We start from the raw sequence: 25,383 nt of genomic DNA, 5'->3' as shown, positions 1-25,383 counted from the left end.
CTTGCGTAAAGAAAGAGTGAGTGGGCTAGTTCACGGTGGGCGAAAGCACGCTCAGCTCTTCTTCGTTCTCCTGGACGTACGCATGCGCCGTGTCGTCGGCGACGGCATCCATCAGCGGAATCATCTTCGCCTCGTCGAGCACGACGATCGACTGGCCGTCGGCGCTCCGCCCGGTGCCCTCGTACGGCATCGTGATGAAGTCGACGTCGCTCGAACCGATGTTCCGCGAGCTCACGAGGATGTCCCGCATCTCACCGATGTCGAGCCCCTCGTCCACCGCGACCGACTCGCTCACCGCGGTGAGGAACTTCGTCATCGTCACCAGGTCGTCCCGGCTGTTGTTCACCTCGGCCATGATGGCGCGCATCCAGGCCTGCTGGCGCTGCACACGACCGAAGTCACCGTTGGCCAGGTCGTGCCGCTCGCGGGTGTACGCGAGCGCCTCCTCGCCGTCCATGTGCTGAATGCCGCCCTCGTACGTGCCACCCTGTCCGTCCGGGGCACCGTCGGCCACCCGGATGTCCACGCCGCCGAGAGCGTCGGTGAGCTCGACGAAGGACTCGAAGTCGGCGACGGCGAAGTGGTCGATCCGCACGCCCGTCAGGTCCTCGACGGTCTGGATCATCAGCGTCGGCCCGCCGAACGAGAACGCCGCGTTGATCTTGCTGTACCCGTAGCCGGGGATCTCGACCCAGGAGTCACGAGGGATCGAGATGACCTCGGCACTCTCACGGTCTCCCGCAAGGTGCACGAGCATGATCGAGTCGGTGCGCTGCGCGCCGGCCTCCCACTGCGACGGATCGCCCGCCGAGATCCGGCTGTCGGAGCCCAGCACGAGGAAGTTCAGCGGAGCTTCTTCGCCCGACTCCTCGTCGACAGGAGCAGCCTCCGGGCGGTCGGTCACCCCGGCAAAGGGATCGGGAATCGTCTCGACGTTGCTCGCGAGCGAGTTCTGGAACCAGAAGTACGCGGCGGCGCCGCCCGCGACCAGAACGCCCAGCAGTACGGCCAGCCCGATGAGCGCCTTGGTCGCCCCGGACTTCCCGTCGCTCTTCGCGTGACGAAGAGCGGCGTCGGTGGTGGCGTCAGGGCGCGGCTCTGCGCCGCCAGTCTGTGACATGTGGCGTAGTCTAGGGCCGATCCGTTAGGACGCTTGACGCGAAACACAACGTCCACCAACTCTTCACGAGGTTTCTCTTGAGCACCGTCGCCACCCGCCGGGGTCACGTGGTCCTCGTGACTCACCACTACGCCCCCGAGCGTGGCGCGCCACAGTCGCGGTGGAACGAGCTGGCACGGCACTTCGCAGCGGCGGGCGTGACGCTCTCCGTCCTGACCCCGCCCCCGCACTACCCCACCGGACACCTGCAGACGGACAACCCGCTCCAGCAGCCCGGCATGTCTCATCGCGGCGAGCACGGCGAACGCGTCGTCCGTGTCGCGTACCGCCCGCACTCGCCCCGGCTCGTGTCGCGGACGATCGACCAGATGATCGCGGCCTGGTCCAGCGTCCGCCGGGCGCGCGACATCTCCTGGCCTCCGCCCAGCGTCGTCATCGCCACCGTTCCCGGCATCCCGAGCATGTTCGCTGGAGCCGCCATCGCCCGCCGCTTCAAGGTGCCGTTCGTCGTCGAGATGCGCGACGCGTGGCCCGACCTGATTCAACCGAGCAAGATTCTCGAGAGCCGGCGCCCGAGCAGGGTCAAGGCCTACATCACGGCGCTCGCGCACCGCTCGATCTCGCGCCTGCAGTCACGCGCCGACCTCGTCGTCACGACGACCGAGAGCTTCGCGGAGATCCTTCACGAGAGGGGCGTCCGCAAGGTCGCGGTTGTCCGCAACGGCACCACCTGGACGCAAGTCTCTCCGCCTCCCACCGCAGGTCGTCCCGGCGTCGATCGTCCGCTTCGAGCCGTCTACGCCGGGACGATCGGCCGGGCACAAGGCCTCGGGACCGTCGTCGAGGCAGCCGCCCTCGCCGCTGAGCGCGGGCTGCTGCTTGAGGTCCGGATCGTCGGTGCCGGCGCCGACGTCCCCGCCCTGCGCCGTCAGATCCAGTCCCTCGACGCGCCGGTCACGCTGCACGAGCGGGTCTCCCGCGAGGAGATGGTCGATCTCTATGCGTGGGCCGACACGTCGATCGTCTCGCTGCGCGACTGGGAGCCTCTGAAGTGGACGGTCCCGTCCAAGTTGTACGAGGTGATCGCCTCCGGAAACCCCGTCACCGCGGCGGCCGCCGGCGAGGCTGCCGAGATCGTCGAGTCTCTCGACGCCGGGGTCGTGGTCCCTCCAGAGGACTCGGAGGCTCTTGCCGAGGCCTGGCTCGCGTGGGCCGACGCGGGCGTCCTGCCCACGCCGTCGACGCGCGCGCTCGCATGGGTGGAAGCGAACGCCAAGCCCGACCAGCTCGCGCAGCAGTACCTCACGGCGCTCGACGAGATCGGTGGGCTGTGACCGGGCGTCTACGGTCACTCAGCCTGGCTCTCAGCTTCGCTGCCCGCACCGTCCTCGACGACCCGGCGTGGCTGATGCTCAACGCCGTCCAACGCGCGCCGTCGCGACTTCGTCCGGTACTGGGCCGACCTGCTCGATGGCTGGAGCGCAGGGTCTCCCAGGAGAAGAACCCCGCCGGTGCCGCGTCCCTGCGGGCCGCCTGGGCTCGAGGAGACGCACACACCGTCGTAGACGCGGTGCCGACAAGCCGCGCCGCGACTCGCGTCCAGGCCCGGGTCACAGAACAGGTGGAGCTTCTCCGTGCCCGGCCTGCGCCCGTCCATCCCCGGTCGAGGGCGAGCGCACCCCGCGAACCGCTCCGCGTCCATCACCACCTGACCAACTCGCTCCCGCACACGCTGAGCGGCTACACGCAGCGGACACACGCCGCTCTCACCGCGCAGCGCCGAGCGGGGATCGAGCTCAGCGTGTCGACGCGTCTCGGGTATCCCGCGACCATCGGAGTACCACTGGCGCCCGGTTCAGACACGGTCGACGCGATCCGCTACGAGCGCCTGGTCCCCTGGACCTTTCAACCCGATCACCGGAAGCGCCTCGCCTGCGAGGTAGACCTCCTCTGCACTCGCATCACCGCGGCAGGCAGCCAGATCGTCCATACGACGACGCCCTGGACCACCGGTGAGGCCGGCAGGCTCGCCGCAGCACGCCTCGGGCTCCCCTGGGTGCACGAGGTCCGCGGGCTGCCCGAGGAGACCTGGGCTGCCTCCCACGGAACCGTTGAACGACGTGAAGCAGCCATGCAATCGACCCGGTACCGCCTCATCCGGGACAAGGAGACCGAACTGGCAACCGCCGCAGATGCGGTGATCACGCTCAGCGCGACGATGCGGGAAGAGCTCATCGCACGCGGCGTCGACGCCGATCGCATCGCGGTCATCCCCAACAGTGTCGACGTCGACGCTCTCGCCGGTCTCCCCGACCCGTCCGTTGCGCGGCGCTCTCTCGGGCTGCCACCCGACCGCCCCCTCGTCGGCAGCGTCGGGAGCCTCGTCGGCTACGAGGGCCTCGACACCACCCTCCGAGCCGTGGCGATGCTGCGATCTCGCGGCATCGACGTCGGCGCGCTGATCGTCGGGGACGGAGTCGCTCGACCCGATCTCCTTCAGCTCGTGAGCTCGCTCGGACTCCAAGACGTCGCACACCTACCCGGTCGCGTGGATCGCGCCACAGCCGCGAGATACGTTGCGGCGCTCGACGTGGTCGCAATTCCTCGTCGCGCGGATCGCGTGACGCGGCTCGTCACCCCGCTCAAACCCGTCGAGGCGATGGCTGTCGGTCGACCGGTCGTCGTGAGCGACCTTCCGGCGTTGCGCGAGGTGACGACTACCTCGGAGGACTCCCATGCGGCTCTCGTGGCTTCTGCTGGCGATCCTCACGAGTGGGCCGATCGCATCGGTGAGATTCTTGGCGACCCGGACCTTCGAGATCGGCTCGTTTCCGCAGGTCATCTGATCGCGAACGACCGGACGTGGGTCCGCGCTGCGAGCACATACCGCACGGTCTACGAGAACTGCTTAGTATCGGCCCGATCTTTATGAGAACTCCGATTCGCACCTTCATCTACGGCAGCTGCGTCAGCCGCGACACGTTCGAGTACTTGGGCGACGACTTCACACTCGTCGACTACGTCGCTCGCCAGTCCTTGATCTCGGCCATGACGCCCCCCTGGGCAGGGGACGCACCCCACGCGGGCTTCGACTCGAAGTTTCAACAGCGCATGTTGAACGGCGACAAGAACTCGAACCTGATGCGGCGGATCGCCAAAGCGAAACCGACCGATATCGACCTGCTCCTCTGGGACATCACCGACGAGCGTCTGGGTACCTGGTGCGGGCCAGACGGAAGCCACCTGACCCGGACGGTGGAACTCCTACGCACAGAGGCGCCAGAGCGGCTGTCCGCGAAGTATCCACTTCGGCGATTTGGTACCTCGGAGCACTTCACCGAGTGGCTCAGAGCCGTCGAGCAATTCGTCACACGCCTCAGGTCAACCGGACTCTTGACTCGCGTCGTACCGATTGCCGTGCCGTGGGCGACGCACAACGAGCTAGGTCAGGCAACGCCGACAAGCTTCGGTATGGACGCGGCTGAGTTCAACATGCTTGCGCAGCCGTACCTCGCAGCAATCGCACACCTCGTTCCGATACCGGTGATGACCGTCGTCACCCCTCGCGCCAGCTCGACACACCAATGGAGCGAGGCTCCATTCCACTACACAGACGCCGGCTACGCGAATCTCGCTGAACTGATCAGCGAAACCTGTGAACGAACCATAGGATTCGACTGATGCCCGCTCCGCTACTCCCCCGAGACGCCTCCCCCGCCGCGTCGGGCGACCTCTTTAACGTTCTGTTCGACGGTCCCGACGTTCGCACCGAAGTCGTGTCCACCGGGAGACTCCGCCCCGTCGGTGAACGCCCGTCCCTGAGCGAGTACACCCGCCAACTGTGGCAACGGCGCCACTTTCTCGTCGCCGAAGCTCGGGCAAAGGTCACGGCTGGCACGCGAGAGACGCTCCTCGGCACCGCATGGCTCATCCTGAAGCCAGTGCTCGATGGCCTGACCTATTACTTGGTGTTTGGCCTGTTGCTTCAGACTGATCGTGGAGTCCGGAACTTTCTCGGATACCTCGTAATCGGCGTGTTCATGTTTTCCTTTACTTCGCGCTGCGTGACGGGCGGGGCGCAGTCCATTGCGAACGGTCGAAACATGATCCGAGCCTTCGCGTTCCCTCGAGCATCCTTGCCTATCGCCGTGATCCTGCGGGAGCTGCTCAACATGGTGTGGGTCTTCCTCGCTATGGTCGTCCTGATCTACTCGCTCCCGGAACCTGAAATCACCACGTGGCGAGTCACTCTGGTACCTCTCGTCTTCGCCCTGCAGGTCATCTTCTGCACGGGGCTCGCGCTACTTCTTGCCCGGTGGACCGCCGCGGTCCCCGACGTCAAGGTCATCGTGCAGTTCGCAATGCGGCTCTGGCTCTACGGATCCGCCGTCTTCTTCTCGTACGACCGATTTCTCTCGCATCCGACAGTCCTCAACTTGATGGAAGCCAACCCGATGTTTCGGGTCCTCGACATGACGCGGGACTGCCTGCTCTACGGCGTGACACCAGACACAACGAGCTGGATAGTCCTTTGCTCCTGGGCATTCGGGATGCTTGCTATCGGTTACGTCGTCTTCTGGCGAGCAGAGGAGTCATATGGCCGCGCTTGATGTCCTGGACGAGTCCACCGTCGCCGTACAGAACGTGACCGTGAGATACAAGACTCCAGCCGATGACGATGGCGCTCGGAACTCCGGTCGAATCGCACGAGTCGCGCGCGCAGCCTTGGGTCAGCAACCACAGGTCGTCGTTCGAGCGCTATCGGGCATCTCGTTCGTCGCACGAGCAGGCGAGCAAATCGGTCTCGTTGGTCAGAACGGATCCGGAAAGAGCACACTACTACGGGTAATCGCCGGCCTCGAGAAGCCGGCCAAGGGGCAAGTACTCGCCGAAAGCACACCTGTGCTCATTGGCGTCAACGCAGCACTCCAACCGGACCTCTCGGGCGCTCAGAACGTCCGACTCGGATGCCTCGCGATGGGGCTCACACCGGAGGAGACGGCTACAGCGATGCCCGAGGTCATTGACCTGGCACAACTCGGCAAGGCCATTCACCGGCCGATGAGAACCTACTCCTCTGGGATGGGGTCTCGACTCAGGTTTGCCATCGCGACAGCAGCCAACCCCCATATCCTTCTCATTGATGAGGCCCTCTCCACAGGCGATGCAGCGTTCAGAGAACGCAGCGAGATCCGCATGGAGCGTCTCCGGAGGAATGCCGGCACCGTGTTCCTCGTGTCGCACGCCGCTCAGACGATCGAAGAGACGTGCACGCGAGCGCTTTGGCTCAACCATGGTCGTCTCGTACTAGACGGTGCCGCCGGAGACGTCGCCCTCAGATATAGGAAATATGCGTGGGCACTGGCCAAGGGAAATAATGCAGACGCCAAGCAGATCATCGAAACGGCCGTATCTGAAAGGCGCGAAACAGCCGTTCAGATCCACAATCCGTCGCCAGAGAATGCCCGAAGACCCCGGCATGCGCGCCCCTAAGACTATATGTTCATAATCTGATGCGCTCATAGGTGTTCTCACAGGGGAACCAACTAGGTGCCGCATGGCGGGTGGAGCAGCGTGAGGGCTTCGGCCCTGGTCTCGGCGAGGCGGTTCCGGTGGAGGGTAGTCAGCCCGAGGGCTCGCCGGGCGTGAGCTATAGGGGCGTTGGGGTGTGCTGCGCGCGAGCCATCGGGGTGGGCATCTAGTCTTGGGCGAGCGTCTCCGAGTAGCTTCGTCGTCAGTCGCTGCGGGCGCCAGATACCGATGCCAGCGCCTCTGAAGCCCGAGTCCGTCTGCACAGTGAGCCGAGCCGCTGCGGCGGTGCAGAGCGCGGGAAGCACAAGCCTTCAGGCAGCGACGATTCGGTGCGCCAAGCCAAGCCTGATAGGCGAGACCCGCACGGGCTATCCGCATATATGACACGGAACATGTACGTATCCGCCATGGCTCTAGCGCTTACCCAAGAACTAAGACTCGACACCAATCGGGCCTTGTCTCCATGCAGCATGATGATCGGTGTCAGCGTTGCGAACAGGAGCCGTTCGGCCAGCTACCCTATGCGACTGATGACAGGAATGCGTGAACGTCCGGGGCTTTACAGGCGTCGCCGTCGGTCACCTCGTGGATCCACCGGTGCGCATTCGCGATAGAGATAGGCGTATCGCGGGCGACGTGCGAGATGACCAACGACCTAAACCGTCGCGTTGTTGACGTGCGCGATGGGCCGAGCACCGTCGGTCGCACGGTGCGGTCGATTCATGTTGCATCTATCGAGCGATCGAGGCAAAAATGCGGCGCGTCCGCTATACCAAGACCAGATGGGCATTAGTACCGATTGGATGACGGAATCCCGGTTGCGTCGTTCAATCGTGCCGCTGGTACGGGGCAGTGTGGGCAGGAGAACTTCTGGTGGCTTCCGTGGCGCGCGCGATCATCGCGTACCCATCGTCGACCAGCAGGCGATGGTGACTCAGTCATGAAGTATCCGATCTGGATGATGCCGCAACGGCTAGAAGAAAGATCGTGCGGCCGAGGCAGTCCGCGCAGCTAGCGCCTCTCTCGTTGGCAACCATTTCAGACGAGTCCAAGCGTGAGTGGACCTCCACGGGCGAGTCGACGTCGTTCTAACCGCTGTCTTTGTTCCGGTTCGAGTCGTCGATGGGCGTCGGCCGAAGACACGCCCGCCGCCGACGTCTGAGATACAGCCGCGCTTCTTGACATCCACGCTCACCAGCTCGCCTGGCTGGGCGCACACTTAGCAGGTCTCGTCCAGTTTCGAAGTCCATACAGCTCAGCTGTCGTCAGTTCAGCGAAGCCAGGCTCGGACTTCCATGGCGAGCCGGTGTTCTTGACACGGTCCAGGTCAGCAGGCCGGACTCCGCTCCAATCCAGTCCCCCGCGTCGCTACGCGCGGCCCAGATAGACAACCTCAACCTCGACTCCTGACAAAGCCTTCGTCGGGCACCGGTGCGAGTCCGTGGGCCCGTCCGCAAACAGGGCTTCGCCCTCAGTGGCGAACCAGAGCAACGAGTACCGGACCCGCCTGCGCGAGACAACCATCGCCGCAGCGATTCGAGCCCACTACCGTCTGCCATTGCGCCGATCGACGAACAAAAACGCTCGCGTGTCCGGCGGCCGGGGATCGGCGTAGGACTAGGACCTCCGGATGGGTGGAGACGTCATACAATTCCACCAAGCTCACTGCCAGTCCCTTCGACAACTAGGGACACGTACCGATACCGAAACCAGGTCCATCTAATTTCGAAAACTCGACGCCGAAGACGATCGGGATCTTCAGCCCCGTGCGCACAACGAATCAAATGTCCTCCGTTTCGAGGAGTAGGTCCCGATCGGCTAGGTATCGCTCTACCTCGTTGCGATTAGCCACGTAGTCCATTGCCGTCCCGCCACGCTGTCTGTCCAAAGGCATTTCCACAGAAATCCGACCTACGCCCAAGAAGTCGAAACAACCGTTGAGTTCTTCGCCATACGAACTGACAAGCCTCGAATACGTCACTTGCCGGATTCTATCCTTAGGCACCAATGCATTCATGCCTTCAATGTGCGCCGAAAGCTCGTCTGAGTATTTTTCGAACTCATCCAAGTCGACCGTTACAGATCTCCCGTAGTCGGTTTCCTGAAACTTGCCCGCAGGTCGGACCCAGACCCCGGAAGCCTCAGCAAGCTTTAGCGAAAGAAACGCGTCGAAATGACTCTCCCGGTATAGATGGATGATCGATATATCGGAATTGTCTGCAATTTCGGTCCAGATTGTCGGCCCGAGATGGCGGCCGTGATAGTAGAACAACTTGAAACCCGCTGCGCTAACACCGGAGAAGCCGGACCAGAACGTATCGCCAAACTCCCTCGAACGCGACACTCGAGTGCGCTCCAAGTCAGCAATCCGCTCGGCGCTAAAATCCAGAGCTCGTAGGGGATCCAGCGGCTCAGTCCGCTTTAAGAGTTCGCCACGCGAGACGACCTTCGGGTGCGCATCGAGAGAACGGACCAACAGATTTGAACCACTTCGCGCATGTGAAACAACCAGGAACTTTCTCAAACGAACTCACCTCGAACTTGTTAGTTGGATCGAACGGCAGTGCTCCAGCACCTCAGACCAGGATCCAAATCTGGCTCAGCTGCGGGTTTCAGGGGCAGCTCGCGGAATGACTCACGCCACCCTCTGACTAGTTTGCTCGAATCGAAGCGTCAAAGCAAGGACCTGCAAGCAAAACGTAGCCAGAGAACCAGGCTAATGAAGTCTGCGACGGACTGACGAACGGAACCTGGAATAAGGGTCACCACGACCAGCCAATCGGACAATCACCGAAAGTCACGATTGGCGACCTTCCCAACAATGGAGGAATAGCGATCCAACACGACTACCGGGACTTGAGGAAACGTTCGCAGCCATTGATCAAGAGAATGACCACGTCGCCGCCGGCGAATCTCATTACTGGCCCCGAGTCTCACGTCCCGTCGTCTCGGCTACTACACAATCCGGCAGCGGACTATGCGTAGCTGCCGAACAAACCCAACCTCACCGCGGAGAGGAGATTCGCTGCGCGTGCAGTGGATTCGTCAAACTTGTCACCGTTGCTTGGTATGAAGATCGACCCGATCCCAAGGTCTTCAGACAAGAGCACAGCGACCGCAAGGTGGGGATGAAGACCCAACGAAATCGCATCGAGATCGGGCGCAAAGGCAATTGCGTTAGAACCAACAATTGATGAATGCATTGACAGGATCGAACCACTGATTTCGGCCGAGCTTTCTGAGAGTAGGGTCGAAACGCCCGCTGCGTAATCGGGCGGATAATGTACTACGCTCCGCGACTCACGAAAGCCCAGCGCAAGTCGTCGGCTACCACCAGGAATCGCACGCGGCTCTAGATCGATCGGAGACGACGTAATTGTACTTAACGGTAGATAGTTAGCGATCGACGCTGCTACCAATGGAGAAATTGGGTCATCGAACTCAAGCGACGAACCAACCCACCGGCCAAAGAGTAGTGCCGATGCGACCGCCGCACGATCAGGCGACAGGTTCTTGATCGAACACTCCAAATGAAACCGACTTGGCGACGGATAGCCGTCGTACTGGTTCGGCGTCGACGAAATTGTCATTCGGCCGTCTTGCGTACGATCAATGTCAATCTTCATTCAGAATCTCCTCGACGAAACTGGAGGTCTTCCTTGGCCCGCCTAGCGCAATATGCCAACGATCGACTCCGGACTTGCTCAAAAGGAGGGACGCTCTCTCCTGGTTCGCAAGAGCCGCTACAACGAACGAGACTACCTGTCCCCCTGTATGGATCGAGCACGCGTCGTAGATGTCATCATCATAGAGTTCGCTGACAATGTGGTCTCGAAGAATGGCACCTGGCTCATTCTGCCCCTTAGGTTCGATGGCTCGAAAGGCCTGCACTGCGAGACGGCCCCCGAGATCAATACGCTCCAATAGTAGCGTAAGTGCAACGCGGTCCAATGCAAGGGATACCGGCTCGCTTGAATTCTCGGAGAGATCACTGACGATCATGCCCAACTTGCTCAGTGATAAGAATTCTCTCCAGTCAACTCCACGTCGGACTTCAAGACGGTCGCCATCTCTGAACTCAATCCAATCGTCACCGCTCAATTGTGAACTAGAACTGACGGAAGAAGAGACCAATACCGTCCGCCGCACCAAATCACCTGGCAGAAGTCCCCCGAGCTCCGCTAGCAACTTCCGCGGAGATGTCTCAAGTTGCACATCAACAATGCGCGCTGCACGCTTACGCAACTTCGCGACCTCATTCGGCCCCAACTGTGCTTCGAGGACCGCAACTGTTGACGTGGCAGATGACTTCTGTACGGCCGAGTCGACCGACGTCACCTGCTCTCCGTGGAGCCGACGCAGAATCGCGTAGCTCCCTGTGTGGACAAGATGTAGACCCAACCGGGCGATGCGTACGAAGAGGTTAAAATCCGACCCCGACCGAAGACTCTCGTCGTATCCAACCGACCGAATGATCTCAGTTCGAATCATTGTAGTTCCGTGAGCCAGCGCCCTCCCGCGATAGACGATCGAGGCAAGTGAAAATTCTGACCCAGGTTGGGCGACTAGCGCCCCATTCGAATCATCGAAGTCAATCCAACCACTAAAGGAGCCCACGGCTAGCTCCGGCTCTATTGAAATCGCTCGCAAATGATTCTCGATACGATTCGGAATCATAATGTCGTCATCGTCATGAATCACGGTAAAGATGCCTCGAGAAACTGTCGCGGCAAAGTTTCGTGACGCCGCGACACCGCTAGCCTCACGGCGGAAATAGCGCAAACGCGAATCCTTGAACTCTGCGACAACATCATCGGTAGAGCTTGTGCAACCATCGGCCACAACAAGGACTTCAATGTCCTCGAAGGTCTGATTCAGTGCCGACTCGATCGACTCCCGCAGGTACTCAGGGCGATCCTTCGTTGCGATCACAACTGAGACAATTGGGTCGACCGAACGAAGTGCGAACTGCCATGTAGGGAGGTTGCGAATGATGCTCTTGTCATTAAGCATCACATCTCGATTGAATGCAATCGCAGCTTTCCCATCCTCTGAAACCTCGACGACACCCCGCGTCGGCTCATGCCACATGTGGTACATTCTGGCTCTCGGATCGTCAAGCCAATTCAACGGGAGACCCGCCCGGCGGACCCGGTTGGCGAAATCTATGTCCTCACCACCGTAAATCTGAAGCCGCTCGTCGAACCCTCTAAGTAGAGCGTAGGTTTCGCGATCGACGGCCATCAGACCGCCCATTCCCCACCGCGGACGAATCAGGGAAACTCGCTCAAGCTGATCCCAGTCAATCGCGGTCTCTTGAAGTTCGATGGGGCCGTATCCTTGGGGCAGATCACGACACTGTAGGGCAAGGGCGCACCTCCCTCGAATCTCAAAATGCTCGCGCACGGCCGCGAAGGTGGCTGGCGAGAATAGCATATCGGCATCCGTCGAGATCAGGATGCTACCGGATGCTATTGCAAAACCTGCATTCAATGCTCGAGATCTCGACCAAGTACCGTCAGTCTCGGTGTAGACGTAAACGCCGCCCAATTCCTCGACGACCTCACGCAGTACTGGACCATCTTCCGAACCATAGTCTGAGACTATGACTTCTCCATCAATTTCGGCCATACACGCAGCGAGAGCACGAAGTGCTACGGAGAGTCTGTCGACGCCCCAGTCCTTGAACCCGATGACAACTGAAATCTTGCCGCTCATCGATGTTCCCCTCCCACTGGGTCTACAAACTGCCAGATTGTCGCTTCCCCGCAATCACCTGACGAAGACGAGTCATAAGCTAGCGCACCGAAGATCTCAGAAACTGCTGGCGCAGATGGAGACCAACGTCGGACCTCGAGAATTATCTGACACGCCGGTGTGTCAAACGTCAACTTCGGAAGATGTAGAACCGTCGCAGACATCGACCTGCGGACATATACGAATGGCAAGCCGGCCGATCGTCCAAGGGGCCAAGAAAGGGCGTCAGTAGCCAAAGCTTTGCCTTCAACTCCCCAGGCTCGTACCACGGCAATGTATCTGCGATCATCCTTTGTGAATGAAATATCAGTGACGGATACTCGAGGTCGGATTGTGTGGACAGACCCGATTGGCGTAATCTCGTAGGCCATAGAATCACCGTGCGTGTCGCGCAGTGCTCTTGAGGCAATTCGACTCATCTTACTCATCAGAGCCACCCAACATTCTCGCCCACTAATTTGCCACGCGTGTCCAAGATTGTCGTACTCGAATTCTCGAGCACGCTTATATTGAACGCATTGTGGTCCTGGACCAAGACACAGATATCCGCCCAATCGAGCGCGAACGTTTCGGTATTGAGGTTTGCGCATTCTTCGCCATCGACGAACCACCGTTCGACATGGGGATCCAAATACTTGACGCTTGCTCCGTGCCGACGAAGTATGCGTGCGAGTGGCACGGCCGGGCTTTCTCTCTCGTCGGCAATATCACGCTTGTAGGTGATACCCAGCAGCGCGACTTTCGCGCCGTTCAAAGGAAGCTTTGACCGGTTTAGTTGGTCTTGCACCCGACGAACAACGTATTCTGGCATGGTCCCATTGATCTCCTGAGCCAGTTCGACAAACCGGAACGCATAGCCTAGTTCCTTGCGCACCTGGTGGCCCAAGTAGTTTGGATCGATCGGAATGCAGTGACCGCCGACGCCTGGTCCTGGCCAGAATGTTTGGAAGCCAAAGGGCTTAGTCGAAGCACCGCGTATGACATCCCAGATGTCAATGTTCCACTCGTGGCAAAAGCGCGCCATCTCGTTAACCAAGGCGATATTTACGTGCCTGTAGGTGTTTTCTAGGAGCTTGGCCATTTCGGCCTCACGCGCGCCCTTCATAGGGACTACTGAATCCACGAAGTGTTCATAGAACTCCACGGCGCGGCGGGTAGCTGTTTCACTGATACCCCCAACAAGCTTTGGGGTGTTTCGGATCCCCCAGACACTATTCCCAGGATCGACGCGTTCTGGCGAGAAGGCAATATCGAAATCTACGGATGCGGTTAAACCACTCATCTCGAGGATCGGGCGCACGACGTCGTCAGTGGTGCCAGGATACGTTGTCGACTCAAGGACCACTAGTTGACCTGCCCTGATGTGCTCCGCGATCGCTGCGGCCGACGCTTTCACAGCCGAGAGATCGGGCCCCCCGTCTTCGCTCAACGGAGTCGGTACACAAATGACGATTGTGTCTGCTGATGCGATTACGTGCGCATCACTCGTCACCCGGTACCCCCGCGCGAGCATTTCTCTCACCTGATCGTCGCTGATGTCGTCCACGTGCGAGTTGCCCGAGCTTAAGTTTGCGACAGTCTCTTGGTTTTGCTCCAGCCCGACGACATGGAGATTTGCCTCGCACGCGCGCTGCGCGAGGGGCAAGCCCACGTATCCCTGACCGATGATTACCACATGTTGTTGATTCATGAAGGCTCCCCGATTGAATCCACGTTACGTACAAAGCTCACGACGTTGCCTGCACGCTTATAGGTCTCGTCTGGAACAGACTGGTGATTTACAAGTTCGAATGCAAGGTCGGTTGTCATCGGTATGCTCGCACAAAGTGTTGTGTTCGGGAGACGCGCAAGTGAGGGTGGCAACTCGTCAAGATGTGGCTCCACAAGATAGAACTGAACATGGTCACATTGCGTTGCCACCTCTTCGGCGATTCGCATCGACGGAGATTCACGCGTGTCTTCGACGTCGCTCTTGAAAGTAAGTCCAATGAGAGCAACGCTTTGTGGGGCATATTTCCGAACACTCTCAATGATGCTGTTTACGACAATCCGTGGTTTCGCGTCGTTTGTTTGCCGTGCGGCGCGGATGAGATTCGCACTTTCCGGATTGGCATCAATCAAGAACCATGGATCAACAGCAATGCAATGCCCACCGACCCCTGGCCCCGGCCGAAGGATTTGCACCCGCGGGTGATTGTTCGCAAGTGCAATCAACTCCCAGACATCGACGCCTGTTCTATCGCAGATAGATGCGAGTTCGTTTGCGAACGCGATATTGATGTCCCGGAAGGTGTTCTCAGCTAGTTTGGTCATTTCTGCTGTCGTCGCATCCGTGAGTAGGATGTCTCCTTGACAAAATACACGATAAAGTTCTCGTGCGCGTTCGCCGGCCTCACGAGTAAGTCCGCCAATCACGCGACTGTTCATGACGAGCTCGATCATGATTCGACCTGGGAGTACACGCTCGGGGCAGTGAGCGAAGTGAACTATGGTCCCATCGTCGCCGTCAATACTGAGGTCTGGGCGTGCGTCGAGAATCCATTTCGCCATTTGGGCTGTTGCCGTCGGCGGCGACGTAGATTCGAGAACCACAAGCTCGCCGCCTCTCAAGCAAGGCGCCAGTGCCTTTGCGGCCTCCTCGATATAGGAGAGGTCTGGTTTCATTCCCGCCTTGAATGGCGTTGGTACGGCGACGATGAATGCATCTGCAGGCTCGGGCTTGCTCGTCGCGCGTAGGGTTCCGTGTGTGACCGCACCCGCAACATATGCAGCCAGATCGGGCTCAATGAACGGAACGTCGCCTCGGTTCACTGCGTCAACGGTGTGCGTGTTCACGTCGATGCCGATCACTTTAATATCTTTGGACGCAAGAATCGCGGCGGTCGGAAGGCCTATATATCCAAGACCGACGACAGCGACCGTATTGATTGACATACTTTCCCCTCAGACGTAAACGTGGGCATCTGCTCGCCCGAAGAACTGAACGACGCCGGTACCAAGGACTTCGACGTCACTGACCGTCCAGGTATGTGCGCCGTCGCGGGAGCGCTGTTGAACGAAGTTGAACCGGTCGGCGGAGTAGATTTTTCCCCCTGCCTCCGAAACACGGCGTAGGAACCCGGTGTCTTCCCCTGAGCGAGCCTCGAAGAATCTGCAATGAGTTGCAACGTCACGTCGCGCCACGATCGTTGGGCCCATGACGAAGTCCGTGTACCGGTGCTCGCGATCCGCGAACCGAAGGATGGTGGCGTCGGGGCCTTCGAGATGCATGTAGTGGGCCTGCTTGCCAACCACATCGGCACCCGAGTACATCAGCGCATCGAGCTGGTCTGCGAGGTAGTGCGGCCCGTAGAAGTCGTCGTCGTCCATCTTGGCGACGACGTCCCCGTCGGCCACGTCGACGAGCTGGTTCAGGCATGCGCCCAGGGGCACATCGGCGTCTGCATGCAGAAGGATCACGCCGTCCAGGCCGGCAGCCTTCGCGCGTAGGCGCACCTCATCGACGTCGATCTCGAATCCGTGCGTGAGCAGCGCCAGTTGCACCCGGACGTCCACCTGCGACGCGACGGTTTCGATCACGTCGGCCAACCGATGCGGCCGGTTCGTCGAGACGATAGCCGTCACGGTTGGGCGCTCGAACTCAGCCGAGCCCGCCATGCCCACGTCGTGGAGAACCCCTTGGACGCGCGAACCGTAGGTGTGCTCGCGCCAGATCCGCCGCTGGGCGCGATGCGTGGCGCGGTCACGGAGCTCGGCCGAGTTCACCAGCGCACGTACGGTGTGGCCCGCCGTCTCGCGGGAGTCCACGACGAAGACCTCGTCCGGCGGGAAGAACTCACCGATCGCGGCGCTCGGCGTGGTGACGACCGGTGTGCCGCAAGCGCTGATCTCGAAGACGCGGCGTGCGCACATGCTGGGCGACCCGACCACGGAGTTCACGTTGAGAAAGACCTTGTACTCGCGGTAGGCCGTGAGCATCTGCTCGTAGTTCAGCGACCCGACGACGCGCTCGTCGAGAGGCGACGGGAACTGGTACTTCTCGTCGCCGCCCGCAAAGCGGGAGAAGATCTCGAGACCGTGTTGCATCTTCGGCGACACGTCGAGGGCGCCGCCCAGCAACAAATCCATCTGCTCGCGACGCTCCGGGTACTTGTGTGCGAAGTACATGCCGCCGAACGCGACGTCGCGCGACGGACCGCCACCGTGCGAACGGATCGGGTTGTGGATCGCCGGCTGCGCGGCGAACGCCAAGACCCCTACCCTGTCGTGCCCGAGTGCTTCGACATACGCGGGGAGCCGGTTCACGTCGGTCGTGTAGACCCGGTCGAACAGTCGTGCCGTGTCCAAGAAGTCGTCGAAGTGCACCGGGTCTTCCTTGTTCCAGAAGACCGTGGGGATTCCGAGGCTCTGGCACGTCTCGACAAGCTCGACGAGCGCCGGACGCGGTGCCGACGGTCCGGTGAGGTGGTACTGCCATGCTCCCCCGTTGCCGTTCCACGCAGACTCGACGAAGAGCAGGTCAATCGGCTCGTCGCGGAGCACCTGGGCGAAGGACGACGGCTTGAGCAGCACCTGGTCCCACTCGTACCCGAACGCAAGCCGCGAGAAGTCGTCAAGAATGACGCCGACTCGCAGAGAGCGTGTCGGTGTTCGACCGACTACTTTCCACGGGTCGAAGGTCGGTATTCCCTCGTCGACGCGCATCCGAGCGTTCGGACCGCCGGTCTTCATACGCCGGGCGAAAGTGCGCAATTGGGACACGCCACCGGTCCGCAGATGCCATGCAGCGCGTCGCAGCGTTGCAACCTTGCTTTCCACGGTGTCCCCAAGCGTCTTCGCGAGCCACGTCGGCCTCATGGCCGTCAGTGCGGCCCTCGTATCTTAGCGCTACGCACAGCACTTCTTACACTTGTCCACTACGTGAAAAGTCACGGAACGTAGGACAGTGCTAGCAAACCACCACCTCGCACGGTCAGCGACCCAGCCGAATGCGGCACGACGACTGATTCGCCCGACGTAAACGTCTGAACCCCGCCCGACGTCGTCACCTCGACCTCGCCGTCAACGACCACGAGGACCCTCGGCCCCTGTGTTGGCAGCGTCGTCGCGTCGGCCCCGGGCCTACCGACGACCAGCCCGAACTCGCGCGTCTTGGCCCGATAGCTGACCAGATCACCCCCGAGCGGCACCATGCGCGGGCGCGCCGCCGGGCCGGGCTGGAAGACGGCGCAGTCGAGCAGGGCGTCGACATCCACACGCTTGTGGGTCAGCCCCGCGCGCAGCACGTTGTCGGAGCTCGCCATCACCTCCACCGCGCACCCGGAGAGGTAGGCGTGCACGTGCCCAGACGGTACGAACATCGCCTCCCCCGGGCGCAGGGTCAGCCGGTTGAGCATCAACGAGACGACGGCGCCGGGGTCGCCCGGGTGCTGCTCCGCCAGAGCCACGACGGTCTCGTCGGCCCGCGGTGAGTCGCTGCCTGCCTCGAGCCGGTCGGCGACCGCGGCGACGGTCAACGCAAGGTCCGCCGCGCCGTCGGACGACTGCCCGGCGCGGACGGCGAGCGCGAACGCCCGGCTGATCCCGGCCGCCGTCGGACGGGACTGCAGGGCGGCCCGGATGCCGGCGACGAGGTCACCCGGCAGCCCGTCGAGGAGGGTGAGGATTCGCTGCGGGCGGCGGAACCCGCTCAGCACCTCGAATCGGCTGAGCGCGACGACCATCTCGGGCTTGGCCTGGTCGTCGCGGTAGGTCCGCTGCGGGTCGTCGAGCGCGATGCCACGGCGGTTCTCGGCGTTGAACCCGGCACGGGCCCGGTGCGGTTGCGGGTGGACCTGCAGGGAGAGCGCGCGGTCGGCCGCGAGCAGCTTGAGCAGATACGGCAGGCGCGGACCGTACGCGTCGACGACGCCCGCACCCATCACGCCGTACGGGTCGGCGCGGATCAGCTCCGCCAGACCGACGTCGCGCCCACCGGGCAGGTGAACGACGGACGGACCCTGCGGGTGCGCCCCGAGCCACAGCTCGGCGGCCGGCCGACCGTCGACCGGAAGCCCGAGAACGCCCTGCAGCGCCGAGGTAGACCCCCAGTCGTAGCGCTGCAGCGCGTTCTCGAGCCGATACACGGTCATAGGGTCAGAGGTTAACCCCGAGCAGGTCGCCGATCGGGCCGATCGTGAAGTAGACGACGAACAGAGCGGCCGCCAGCCACATCAGTGGGTGCACCACCTTCGCCTTGCCGACGGCAATCTTGATCAACACAAACGCCAGGAAGCCGGCGCCGATGCCTGCGGTGATCGAGTAGGTGAACGGCATCAGGACGATCGTGAGGAAGGCCGGGATGGCGATCTCCCAGTCGTTCCACCGGACCCCGGTCACCTGCGTCATCATCAGGAACCCGACGAAGACGAGGGCCGGCGTCGCAGCCTCGTACGGGACGAGCGCGACCAGCGGCGACAGGAACGTCGTCAGAAGGAAGAGCACACCCGTCACGACGGAGGCGAGGCCCGTGCGCGCACCCTCGCCGACACCCGTCGCGGACTCGACGTAGCTCGTGTTCGAGGAGACGGAGGCGGCGCCACCGGCCGCGGCGGCGATCGAGTCGACCACCAGGATGCGGCGGGTGTTGGGCGGGTTGCCCTCCTCGTCGAGCAGGTCCGCCTCGCCACCGACGGCCACCATGGTGCCCATCGTGTCGAAGAAGTCGGCGAGCAGCAGCGAGAACACCAGCAGGATCGCGGAGACCGCACCGATGTTCTGGATCGAGCCGAGCAGGGAGAACTGGCCGATCAGGGAGAAGTCCGGGATCGCGACCCACTGGTCGGGCAGGTCGGGGCTGTTGAGATTCCACCCGCCCGGGTTGACGGTGCCGTCCGCGCCGACCTTCGGGCCGATCTTGGTGACGGCCTCGATGACGACGGCGAGGATCGTCGCGGCGACAATCGCGATCAGGAGCGCGCCGCGGACCTTGCGGACGGACAGGACGATGGCGAGCGCCAGGCCGATCACGAAGACGAAGACCGGCCACCCGGCCAGAGAGCCGTTGGTGCCGAGCTGCAGCGGCGTGCCGCTCCCGGCCGAGACGAATCCGCCGTTGACGAAACCCACGAGCGCGATGAAGAGTCCAATGCCGACGCTGATCGCCGTCTTGAGCTCGACGGGCACGGCCCTGAAGACCGCCTCGCGGAACCCGGTCAGGACGAGCACGAGGATGATGACACCCTCGATCACCACCAGCCCCATCGCGTCGGCCCACGTCACGCCCTCGATCGAGGCGATCGAGAAGGCGACCACCGCGTTGAGGCCGAGCCCGGCCGCGAGCGCCAGCGGGAAGTTCGCGACGACACCCATGAGGATCGTGAGCAGGCCGGCGACGAGCGCTGTGGCCGCGGCGATCTTGGCCAGGCCGTCGTCGCCCCCGAGGAACGCACCGGTGCCGTCCGGCGTCGTACCGAGGATCAGTGGGTTGAGGACGACGATGTACGCCATCGCGAAGAAGGTGACCATGCCGCCGCGAATCTCGCGGCCGACGGTCGATCCACGGGCCGATATCTTGAAGAACCGGTCGATCGTGGAGGAACCCTGGGTGGGTTGTGGATGTTGTGTGCTCGTCGCCATGCGCGACATCGTGCCAGAAGTTGCGCGCGGGGTAACTATCCGTCCCTGCCGAGCGAACGCTCCGTGCCTACCCGAGCTCCGGGTTGAAGTAGTCGATCTCGGCCGACACCCAGGGGAAGACCCACCCGAAGAGCAGCACGACGACGCCCGCCGCCGCGGCGAGCATGATGAACACCCGCAGCGCGGCGGGTCCGGGCAGGTGTCGATAGATCCAGCCGTACATCACAGGACTCCCGGGTCGTCGACGATTTGCTCGGGCATGCCGTCCGCGCGGTCCATCCATCCGACGAACTCGGCGTGCGTGATCCAGCGGGTGGAGTTGCCGTACGCCCCGAGGACGGGGTCGTCGCACGTGGTCAGGGTGAGCAACCGGTCCACGGGCTCGGCCGTCGGGTCGCCAGGGACGGGCGCGACGACGTCGACCTGGCTCGGTGCCACGACCTCGTGCGTCGTGACCTCGTACACGTACCAGGTGTCGGCGGTCTCGACGATCACCTGGTCGCCCTCGACGAGGTCGGGCACGTACAGGAACGAGTTGCCGTGGGTGCGGCGGTGCCCCGCGAGGGAGAAGTTGCCGACGTCGCCGACCTGCGCGGTCTCGGTGTAGTGCCCGGCGTTGGCGCCGTCGAGGACGTCCAGCCCGGTGCCCTCGAGGATCGGCATCGTGTTGTTGGTCTTGCCATACCAGGTGGGCACGATCAGCACGCCCATCATCTCGCCGTACCCGACGGGTTCCGGCACGGGCGGCGGGTCGGTGGTGTTGAGCTCCGCCGCCTCGCGGACCACCGGCGTCATGAGGTCCTGCTCGTAGTACTCCTCGAGCTGGGTCGCGGCGGCGGCGTCCGCCTCCACCGACGTCCACCACAGCTGCCAGACGACGAACAGACCGAGGATCACGCCCGCGGTGATCATCAGCTCACCCAGGACCCCGACGAACGTCACGCGGGGCGCGGGCCTGCCTCGCGACGGCGCCGCGTGCGCGGGGCGCTGCTGGGTGAACGACATGATCCATGTATACCTGGTGCGCGGCCGATCTACTGCCTCGGTTCAGGCCCGACCCACGCGTCCAGGGCGGCGTCGAGCTCGGCCCTTTCGGGCTCGGCGAGCAGCAGCTCGATCCGGTGCCGGTCGGCCCACAGACCTGCCGCCGCCGCGAGACCGGCCGCAAGGCCCGCCGTCGTCGCCGCGTGCACCCGCCCGTCCACGATCCACCAGTCGACGTCCACGCCGTCGACCGTCAGCTCGTCGTGCGCCCACCACGTCGTCGGGAGTCCAGAAATCACCCGCACGACGGCCGGGTCGACCTCCTCGGGCTCCCCCGCGCCGTCGGGCTCACGGTCCCCGACGACGTCGAGCCCCAGCGGGCCGGCGAGCCGCGCCGGGATCACGGGGCCCAGCGCCGCCCAACAGACGTGGTTCGCCGGCACGACGGCGGACAGCGCAGCCATGCGGAGCAGGTCGCCGTCCTGGGCGGGCAGGCGGTCGATCACGACGCCGTCCCCCATCTCCGCGAGACCGTCCCAGATCTCCGCGGCGACGTCGGGCGGCACCGACCGGCCGACGGGCGGGAGATCCTCGAGGACGGCCCGCCAGTCGGCGTCGTCGAGGTCCGCGAGGGACGAGACTCCCCCGCACGCCACGAGAACGTCCTCGTCGAGACCCGCCAGGAACTCCGGCGCGGGGCCAAGGAGGGGGACGCTCTGCCCCGGCAGCGCGAACCGCCGGCCGAGATGGTCCCGCACCCACCAAGCGGTGTACGACGGCGCGCGGACTCCGGTCGAGGGAGCCCGCACGGTCGTCAAGAGCGCGGCCCGTGCGCGCTCGTCCTCGCTGATCCGGGCCATCATCGGGCCGCGCTCCGCGACATCGAGATCCGCCACGGCCTCGAGCGTGTCGAGCGAGACACTATCTCCCAGCGTCTCGGCCAGCATCTCCAGGTACTCGGCCCAGTGGTCGAGCCAGTCGGCCGGGCCGTTCGCCGCGTCGTCGAGACCCGCGAGGTCGGGACCGCTGTCCGGGGTCAGGACGTCAGGCACGCGCAGCACCGCGACGTCGGACGCGACACCGAGCATCCGCAGCAGGTCGGGACCGTGACGGTCGACCTCCTCGGCGGCCACCGGCTCGAGGTCGAGGACACCGTCCGCCCACGACCCCGGCAGGAGGCAGTCGCGGGCCGGCAGCGGGCCGTCCTCGGACTCCACCTCGAGCTCGCCCCACCAGAACGGGGCGTCGGCCGGGTCCAGGTCGGGGCGGTCGGCGAGCGCGGCGGCGACGAGGTCGAGCGGCGTTCGTCGGTCGAGCGGCGTTCGTCGGTCGAGCTTGTCGAGACCAGACCGCCGGTCGAGCTTGTCGAGACCATCGAACCCGTCGAGACCAGAACCGGCTTCGACAGGCTCAGCCAACGCCCGTCGGTCAAGCTCGTCGAGACCAGAACCGGCTTCGACAGGCTCAGCCAACGCCCGTCGGTCGAGCTCGTCGAGACCATCGAGTTCGTCGAGACCCTCGAGACCCAGCTCGTTCAGCGCATCGAACGCGTCCGCCGGCCGCGCCCCGAGCCGCTCGAGCAGCGGGTGCGCAGCATCGGGGTGCACCAGCCGGACCCCCGGAATCTCGGCCGCACGACCCTGCGGCACCAGCACCCCGCGCGGCCCGTGGATCGTCCGACCGTCGCGCAGCGGCACCCCCAGCGTCGCCATCGCCTCCGGTGCGCCGGGCTCGTGCACCCAGCGAGCCAGCACCTCGTACGCCGCACGCCATGCGACGGGGTCTCGGTCCGGGAGCGCGCCGACCGCGTCCGCCAGGTCCGTCACGGTCACACCGCAGGTCCGCGCCGCGGCGAGGCAGCGTGGAGGGACAGCGACGAGGTCGGGTGTCCCGGAGGCGAGCAGCGCCAGCGCGTCCGGGTCTTCGCCGATGCCGCCGAGCACGCAGCGGGCGTCCTGCGGCGCGACGCGGACTCCGGCGGAGACCAGCACCGGCTCCGTCCGCACCGCCGCCACGATCGCCGCGTGCAGGTGTGCGTCCAGCTCCGAGCCGGGGAGCCCGACGGGGACGAGGTCCAGCGGATGCCGCCCGGCCTCTCCGGCGCGCGCGACGAGCCGGGGGTACGACGCCGCGGCGCGAGCGACGAGCGCATCGGTCACCGGCCCCGGGGTGGTACGACGGCGACCCGGGTCGACCGGGAACGTCGCCACCAGCAGCGCGGGCAGCGTGGAGGCGTCGTCGGTCGGCGTCGGGGCATAGATGACGCCGGGCGCGGCACCCTCGCGCGGCAGCGCCCAGGTGACCGACCAGCGGGTGCCGCGCTGCTCGATCGGGCGGTCCGCCACCAGGGCCTCGGGCAGATCCCCGCCGTCGCGCACGACGATCCAGCGGTCCTCGACGTCGGCAAACCGCCGCACGACGCCGTCCTCCACCACGGTCACGGAGTCGAGCCCGGGCAGGGCCAGCAGCAGGGTGTCGTCGATCGCCTCGACCGCCGCGCGGACGGCGGGCACCGAGCCCGGGCGCAGCCGGAGCACGACGCCGGTCTCGCCCGGTGCCGGGACGTCGTCGCCGAGGTCCTCGGGCGCGGCGGCGAACGGGAGGCGAAGTGCCGGCAGGTCGCCGTCGCGCTCGTCGACCGCCGAGGCCAACCGGGCGCCGCCGGGGCCACCGGTGGCTGCGACGTCGTGCAGGAGCTGACGGGACCGGGCGAGGGAGAAGGTCAGACCGACAAAGGGGGCGGTGGTTTCGACAGGCTCAGCCACCGCCCGCCGGTCGAGCTCGTCGAGACCCGCTCCAACCACCGTGCGTCGGTCGAGCTCGTCGAGACCCGTATCGACAGGCTCAACCACCGCCCGCCGGTCGAGCTCGTCGAGACCCGTTTCGACAGGCTCGACCACCGTGCGTCGGTCGAGCTCGTCGAGACCCGTTTCGACAGGCTCAACGTCCGGGGCTTCGACAGGCTCAGCCGCCGGGGCGCCCGAGGCGATCGTGACTTCGTCGGCCACCGCGCGCACCGCGCTGAACCCAACCCCGAACCGGCCGACGGACTCGCCGTCGCGCTTGGCCGACGCCCGCATCCCCGCGAGGGCCGCCGCAGCAGCGCGGTCGAGCGGAACCCCCGGCCCGCGGACGACCAGGACGGCGTCGTCGGGCCGGAACTCGACCGTGACGTCACCGCGGACTCCGGCTGCGGCCGCGGCGTCGGCGGCGTTCTGCGCCAGCTCGACGACGACCCGGTCGCGGTAGTGCCCGCGCGCGTGGTCCTCCTCGAGGTTCGCGTCCTCACGGAAGCGTGTCGGGGAGGCGAGCCACGCGTCGAGCACCGACTGCCGGAGCTCGGTGGCGCCCAGCAGGTCGGTGGTCACGGGGTCGGCGGTGCCTCGGTGGTGTCGGCGGGCTTGGTCTCGACAGGCTCGACCGACGACTTCGACTCGACCGACGAACGCTGGTTGAGCTTGTCGAAACCGGTCTCGGCAGGCTTGGTCTCGACAGGCTCGACCGACGAACGCTGGTTGAGCTTGTCGAAACCGGTCTCGACAGGCTCGACCGGCGTCGGCTCGACCGGCGTGGTGCGCACGACCTCGATCGCGCCCTCATCGATGATCGCGGACGGCTCGGGCCAGTCCGTCGGGCGTTCGGGGGCGTCCGTCTCGGAGTGCGCGCCGCAGCCGTGGTTCATGCTGACGACGGTGCCGTCGTCGGGCGACCACGCGTTGGTGCAGACGCCGAAGACCTGCCCGAGCGAACCCTGGAGCAGCTCGAGGAACCCGCACGACCCGCAGGCCTGCGCGCTGGCGCGGGAGCCGCGGGACGTCGGCCCGTGGTCGCCGTTGTACCAGCGCTGCGCGGCGGCGTCCCGGCCGGCGGGCGAGAGCACGCGGGCACGGGCGAGGGCGAGCTCGCCGATCGCGACGTCGTCGATCTCGGGGTCGCCGGTCTTCTCGAACCCGGGCTCGAGGCGCGGGTCGTCGGCGCGGAACGGCAGCACGTCGCCGGGCCCGATGTCGCCGGGCTCCAGGCGCTGGTCCCAGGGCAGCCACTCGGGCGCGAGCACGGACTCGTCGCTCGGGAGCAGGTCCACCTCGCACACGGTGGCGACCTTGCCGCGCGGCACGCGGGCGAGGGTCACGATCCAGTGCCACCCGCGGTACCCGCGCATGGTGCAGGCGAAGTGGTGGGAGATGAGGCGGTCCGCCTGTGCGGAGGTGCCCAGGTGCTCGCCGACGTCGGTCGGGACGTCGGCGACCTCCACCGCCGCGGCGCGTGCCTCGTCGACGGCCGCGGTGAGCACGGCGTCGCGTGCGGCGCGGGCCGAGACCCCGGTGGCGCGCTCGTCCGGCGCGAGGCGTTCGATCACGGCGGCTGGCACG

At 64.3% G+C, this 25,383-nt stretch carries 18 protein-coding genes; 5 read left to right on the top strand and 13 right to left on the bottom strand.

The window, feature by feature from the left end; all coding sequences use genetic code 11:
* Window positions 1-25: 25 nt before the first annotated feature.
* Window positions 26-1,120 (bottom strand): LCP family protein, encoded by a 1,095-nt coding sequence (locus Q343_RS0107460; protein WP_081829702.1) that lies wholly within the window; start codon window positions 1,118-1,120, stop codon window positions 26-28.
* A 77-nt stretch (window positions 1,121-1,197) separates the two neighbouring features.
* Between Q343_RS0107460 and Q343_RS0107455 the strand changes: the two genes are divergently transcribed.
* From Q343_RS0107455 to Q343_RS14505, 5 genes are read left to right on the top strand one after another with little or no spacing between them, the layout of a single operon-like run.
* The gene (locus tag Q343_RS0107455) at window positions 1,198-2,454 is read left to right on the top strand and encodes a glycosyltransferase family 4 protein (protein WP_081829701.1); all 1,257 of its coding nucleotides are present in this window, start codon (window positions 1,198-1,200) and stop codon (window positions 2,452-2,454) included.
* Window positions 2,376-4,052: a glycosyltransferase gene (locus tag Q343_RS0107450; RefSeq protein ID WP_081829700.1), complete on the top strand. Its 1,677-nt coding sequence runs from the start codon at window positions 2,376-2,378 to the stop codon at window positions 4,050-4,052. The genes Q343_RS0107455 and Q343_RS0107450 overlap by 79 nt, the downstream gene beginning before the upstream one ends.
* A complete protein-coding gene (locus Q343_RS0107445) occupies window positions 4,049-4,801 on the top strand; it encodes a DUF6270 domain-containing protein (protein ID WP_029252958.1) in 753 nt (250 codons plus the stop codon). Before Q343_RS0107450 ends, Q343_RS0107445 begins: the two co-directional genes overlap by 4 nt.
* The gene (locus Q343_RS0107440; RefSeq protein ID WP_081829699.1) at window positions 4,801-5,730 is read left to right on the top strand and encodes an ABC transporter permease; all 930 of its coding nucleotides are present in this window, start codon (window positions 4,801-4,803) and stop codon (window positions 5,728-5,730) included. The genes Q343_RS0107445 and Q343_RS0107440 overlap by 1 nt, the downstream gene beginning before the upstream one ends.
* Window positions 5,717-6,613 (top strand): ABC transporter ATP-binding protein, encoded by an 897-nt coding sequence (locus Q343_RS14505; protein WP_081829698.1) that lies wholly within the window; start codon window positions 5,717-5,719, stop codon window positions 6,611-6,613. Before Q343_RS0107440 ends, Q343_RS14505 begins: the two co-directional genes overlap by 14 nt.
* 1,819 nt (window positions 6,614-8,432) lie before the next feature.
* Here Q343_RS14505 and Q343_RS15150 read toward each other — a convergent pair.
* The 12 genes from Q343_RS15150 to Q343_RS0107390 all read right to left on the bottom strand — a co-directional run bounded on the left by Q343_RS15150 (window position 8,433) and on the right by Q343_RS0107390 (window position 25,382).
* Entirely contained in the window at window positions 8,433-9,176 is a 744-nt protein-coding gene (locus Q343_RS15150) for a sulfotransferase family protein (protein ID WP_155990674.1), read from the bottom strand.
* A 451-nt stretch (window positions 9,177-9,627) separates the two neighbouring features.
* Window positions 9,628-10,278 carry a hypothetical protein gene (locus Q343_RS15145; RefSeq protein WP_155990673.1) on the bottom strand — a complete coding sequence of 217 codons (651 nt, stop codon included), beginning with the start codon at window positions 10,276-10,278 and terminating at the stop codon, window positions 9,628-9,630.
* Window positions 10,268-12,370, bottom strand: a complete 2,103-nt coding sequence (locus tag Q343_RS14870; protein WP_081829697.1) for a glycosyltransferase family 2 protein — start codon at window positions 12,368-12,370, stop codon at window positions 10,268-10,270. The genes Q343_RS15145 and Q343_RS14870 overlap by 11 nt, the downstream gene beginning before the upstream one ends.
* A 466-nt stretch (window positions 12,371-12,836) precedes the next feature.
* A complete protein-coding gene (locus Q343_RS13940) occupies window positions 12,837-14,099 on the bottom strand; it encodes a nucleotide sugar dehydrogenase (protein WP_043109763.1) in 1,263 nt (420 codons plus the stop codon).
* Window positions 14,096-15,343, bottom strand: a complete 1,248-nt coding sequence (gene wecC, locus Q343_RS14865) for a UDP-N-acetyl-D-mannosamine dehydrogenase (RefSeq protein WP_081829696.1) — start codon at window positions 15,341-15,343, stop codon at window positions 14,096-14,098. Before wecC ends, Q343_RS13940 begins: the two co-directional genes overlap by 4 nt.
* A gap of 9 nt (window positions 15,344-15,352) precedes the next feature.
* Entirely contained in the window at window positions 15,353-17,266 is a 1,914-nt protein-coding gene (locus tag Q343_RS0107420) for a glycosyltransferase family protein (protein ID WP_052366985.1), read from the bottom strand.
* A 71-nt stretch (window positions 17,267-17,337) separates the two neighbouring features.
* A complete protein-coding gene (gene manA, locus Q343_RS0107415) occupies window positions 17,338-18,540 on the bottom strand; it encodes a mannose-6-phosphate isomerase, class I (protein ID WP_029252954.1) in 1,203 nt (400 codons plus the stop codon).
* Window positions 18,541-18,544: 4 nt separating this feature from the next.
* Window positions 18,545-20,026, bottom strand: coding sequence for an NCS2 family permease (locus tag Q343_RS0107410; RefSeq protein ID WP_029252953.1), 1,482 nt, complete (start codon window positions 20,024-20,026; stop codon window positions 18,545-18,547).
* Window positions 20,027-20,093: 67 nt separating this feature from the next.
* Window positions 20,094-20,249, bottom strand: coding sequence for a hypothetical protein (locus Q343_RS15340; RefSeq protein WP_043109761.1), 156 nt, complete (start codon window positions 20,247-20,249; stop codon window positions 20,094-20,096).
* Entirely contained in the window at window positions 20,249-21,031 is a 783-nt protein-coding gene (locus Q343_RS0107400) for a class E sortase (RefSeq protein WP_029252952.1), read from the bottom strand. The genes Q343_RS15340 and Q343_RS0107400 overlap by 1 nt, the downstream gene beginning before the upstream one ends.
* Before the next feature lie 29 nt (window positions 21,032-21,060).
* Complete coding sequence (locus Q343_RS13930; RefSeq protein ID WP_043109759.1) at window positions 21,061-24,378, bottom strand: sacsin N-terminal ATP-binding-like domain-containing protein; 3,318 nt, start codon at window positions 24,376-24,378, stop codon at window positions 21,061-21,063.
* Window positions 24,375-25,382 (bottom strand): DUF3027 domain-containing protein, encoded by a 1,008-nt coding sequence (locus Q343_RS0107390; RefSeq protein WP_248616774.1) that lies wholly within the window; start codon window positions 25,380-25,382, stop codon window positions 24,375-24,377. The genes Q343_RS13930 and Q343_RS0107390 overlap by 4 nt, the downstream gene beginning before the upstream one ends.
* Between the last annotated feature and the right edge of the window lies 1 nt (window position 25,383).

Origin of the sequence: Paraoerskovia marina DSM 21750 (assembly GCF_000701465.1) — a bacterium.
Lineage (GTDB): Bacteria > Actinomycetota > Actinomycetes > Actinomycetales > Cellulomonadaceae > Paraoerskovia > Paraoerskovia marina.
The sequence above is the reverse complement of the archived record's forward strand: the minus strand, read 5'-3'. Positions and strand labels throughout refer to the sequence as shown.